Annotated in this window: 2 protein-coding genes; both read left to right on the top strand. The window is 70.7% G+C overall.

Annotated elements, in window-relative coordinates; translation table 11 throughout:
• Positions 1–3,011: hypothetical protein (locus I71_RS38595; protein ID WP_042703043.1), on the top strand; the 3,011-nt coding region annotated here is incomplete at its 5' end.
• Between the two features lie 109 nt (positions 3,012–3,120).
• On the top strand, positions 3,121–3,631 hold a 511-nt coding region (locus tag I71_RS30085; protein ID WP_148294403.1), incomplete at its 3' end, for a hypothetical protein.

The following is a 3,631-nucleotide window of genomic DNA, read 5'->3' as shown; positions in this document are numbered from 1 at the left end:
CGCTGGTCGACGGGGCGTGGACTCCGGCCGAGCTGTTCGTCGCGCCACGACCCGATGAGGAGTTCACCGCCACCATCGCCTTGGTGGAGACCGACGGGCGGCAAGTGGCCGTGATCGTCGATCTTGAGGCGAGGAACGTTCTCGATCCGCCGCAGACGACGGTGGGCCACCTCCGCTACGCCCGAGGCCGGGCGCAGGAGTTCCATGAGCCGCGCTGGACCGGTTCACCGTTGCGGTGGAGCGCGCGGATCCAGTGCCGCAACACTCAGACGGTCGACCGCTTCATGATCAGGGTCGCCGGCGACCAGCACCGGCGCTTCTTCATCCGCCATCCGGACGGCCGGCGGGAAGCCGTCGACCGCGCCAACTTCATCCACCGGATCAACACCCTGGCGCCGATGCGGATCGACGCTTCCGACGACCGGGCGTTCCTGGGCAGCAAAGCCCAGGACGGGCCTCCGTCCGACGACGGCACGGATGGCAGCCGGATCGTCCGCAGCGGCGCGGCCGCGTTCGTCTGCCACGCCTGCGGCCTCGGGGACCTCCCGGCCGGTCTGGAGCAGCTGCTGGCCGACCTGCCACTCCGGCTGCAGCACACCCTTCTCGCCGGTTACGCGACGGCGGGGTCGGGGCTGGGGCAGGCCTTGGCGGCGCTCGTGCCGGAGCTGACCGCCGAAGCCGTCGTCTCCCGTCTCCAGACGCTGGTCACGGTCGCCGGCTGGCCGCCGTTGCGCGAATTGCTCGCCAAGGTCCCCGGGCTGCGCGGGCCGGCGCCCGACGCGGCCGCTTTCGCGCTGGCGCTTGCCGGGGGCGACGAGCGGGTCGGCCGCTTCGTCGTGGCGGGCGGCCCTGCCGAAGCGCTGTACGCGTTGCGCAGCCTCCTCGTCGGGGGCCTTCCAAAGCTTGGGTGGAAACACATGAAGACCCTCTCCCAGTGGAAAGTTCCGGCGGCTCGGGTGGCGTTCGCCGCCGAATGCCTGGCGGCATGGGACATCGGCGGTGACGATGGGCTGGAGGAGCTGCTGGTGCCCGACGGTGCGCTTCACCAGACGGTTCGGCGGTTGCGGGCGAGGGCCGAGGCCATCCTGCGCGAACCCTACGAGCTGGGGGCCGAGGAGATCCTGCGTCGGGACATCGCGGAGCTGCACCGCCAGCTCGCCGAAGCCCTGCGCTTCGCGGATCGCTCGCTGCCGGTGCTGCCGCTGCCGCTGTTGCATGCGACCGATTGGGCTGCCGATGGTCTGGAGGCAGGTGTTCTTTGGGATTCCCGCTATGCCACGGTCGTCGGACAGCGCGGAAGCCTTGGCGCCCTGGCCGACCGGATTGCCGACGGCAGCCCTGATAAGGTCGGCGCCGTCGTGGAGGAGCTGAGGGCACTCACGCGGTCGGCCGGCGCGCTGGCCGCCGCCGGCTCGGCAGCGCCGTTGCAGCCCGATGGCGCCCTGGCCTTGGAAGTGCCGGTGCGCCGCCTCGCAGCGCTGGCGCAGGAGAAGGGGCAGGGGAGCCTTACGAGCGTCGTCGACTGGTTGGAGGCGTTCCTCCAGGCCAGCGAAGTGCCAGCCTTCGCAGCGGCAACAGCTGGCGCGATCGACGGGGCGGTTCTGGAGCCGCGCGCCCGCGAGGTGCGGCGCCGGCTCGACGACGCGCCGGGGTCGGCGTTGCTTCCGCGCCTGCGCGAAGCCCTTGTCCGCTGGGGCGGGGACGCGATGGTGGCGGACGAGCCCGGCGCACGCCTCCAGCTTGCACTGGAGGAGGCGGGCCGCCGCCTCGACATCGCCCACGCCCTGTGTTCAGCGTCGCTTTCGGGTGCCCTGTCCGAGGCCAACGTCGCCCTCGCGCCGCTTCGGTGGAACGCCGACCATGGCGAGGCGATGCTTCTGGAACGGAGGCTTGCCCGGCTTCTGGAACCGCTCGGGGCGGAGTTGGCGACCGCCGACCTGCTGGAGCCTTTCCGCAACCCGGTGGGCGCCGCTCTTGCCCGCCTGCCGGCATTGCTGGCGAGCCGGCCCCAGCGGACGGCCGAGATGGTGGAGGTGACCCTCGAACTGCGGACGCTGCTGGACGCCGAAAGCAGCGACCGGCGGCGCTGGGCGGAGGCGCTGTCGCGCTGGATTCCGCAGTTCGGGCCATGGATCGGGCTGACCGGTGTCGGAGACTGGCGGGTGGCCGTGGCAACGCTCGCCGAGAAGGGCACCGACGCGCAGGCCCGGGTCGAGGCGGATCTCGCCGCCTGGGCCGACAAGGCGGCCCAGCTCGGGATCGTCCGGCCGCCGGGTGACGCAAGGCCCGCGGATTCGTCCGCGGACCTGCCCCTGTCGGATCGCGAAACCTTCCAGTTGGGCCTGCGCCTGGCGGCCGGCGTCGATGCCCTGGCGGCGCTTGCGGGGGAGATCGCACGCTCCGTGGTCGGCGATTTCGGAAACGGAACGATCGACCGTGGGGCCGCCCTGACGATCGCACGGCGTCTGCTCGGAGAGGGAGGGAACCCGCCCTGGGAGATCCTGGCGGGCCTCAAGAGCTATTACCGGAACCGTTGCAATCTGGCCCAACTCCTTCCGCCGGATCCCGAAGCGATCGACGGTCAGGTCTGGCTGCTCGAGGAGGAGGAGGAACTCGTCCGGCTTCTGGGGGTGGCGCTGGCCAGCCATGACATGGACGAGTTCTTCAGCGACCGCGCCCTGCTCGACCGGGTTCTCGCGGCGCAGGCCACCCTTCTGGAAGGCACGGTCATGCCCAACCCCAGGGCGCTCAAACTCAAGGTGAAGCGGGGCCTGGCCATGCGGCTGGAGCGTGCGTGGGCGGATCTCCAGAGGCTGCCCCCCGTCGTCCGCCCGCAGCCGGGGTTGAGCAATCGGCCCGACGCCGCGTGGCAGTGGCTGCTCTCGACCTGGAGGGCCATCGGACATCTTCCGGCGGCGGGGCCGTCGTTGCCGGAGGGGCAACGTCACGATCTTGCGCAAGCGCTGCGGGAGCACCGTCTGCTGCCGACGAACGCGGGCTCCATGCCCTAATCGAGGGGAAATCATTTTGGACTCGTCGAAAACGATACTCCTGTGGGGCGACAGCCAGGTCGGGAAGACGACCTGGATCGCCGCGGCCCTTTACGGGGCATCGCCGCCGTTGGCGATGATCGACCGCAACGCGTCGGCCGACGCGCTCGCGGAGATGGTGGCCCCCCACTGGCGCAACCTGCGCCAGGGCCGCTACGTCGACCCGACGCAGCAGATGAAGATCAACCTGCCGCTTGTCGTGCAGGGCCTCGGCACGGTGCATCTGCGCGACATCCAGGGCGGAAACGTCCACGCGATCCATCGGAACGACATCCGCGCCGAACTGATAAAGGACGCCGCCGCCTTTCTCGTGCTGGCGGAATGGCGCGGGCGGACCATCGACCGGCAGATGGAGGCCATCGAGCCGCTGCTCGATTTCGTCGGCGACCGTCCGTCCGGCCTCTTGTTCACCAAATGCGAGCGGTACCTGGCGGCCGACGACGACGCCTGGAGCCTGCACCCCGGATGGTGGCGGCAGGAGGATTGGCTGTCGCCCTTCCACGCCATCCTCGAGCGTTTCGGCGAGCGGATCTGGCCGGTCTCGGCCTACGGCTACTGCCAGAAGGACTTCGCCGAAGGGC

Source organism: Azospirillum sp. B506 (genome assembly GCF_000333595.1).
Classification (GTDB): Bacteria; Pseudomonadota; Alphaproteobacteria; order Azospirillales; family Azospirillaceae; genus Azospirillum.
Note: the sequence above shows the minus strand (reverse complement) of the source record. Positions and strands in the feature narration are given on the sequence as shown.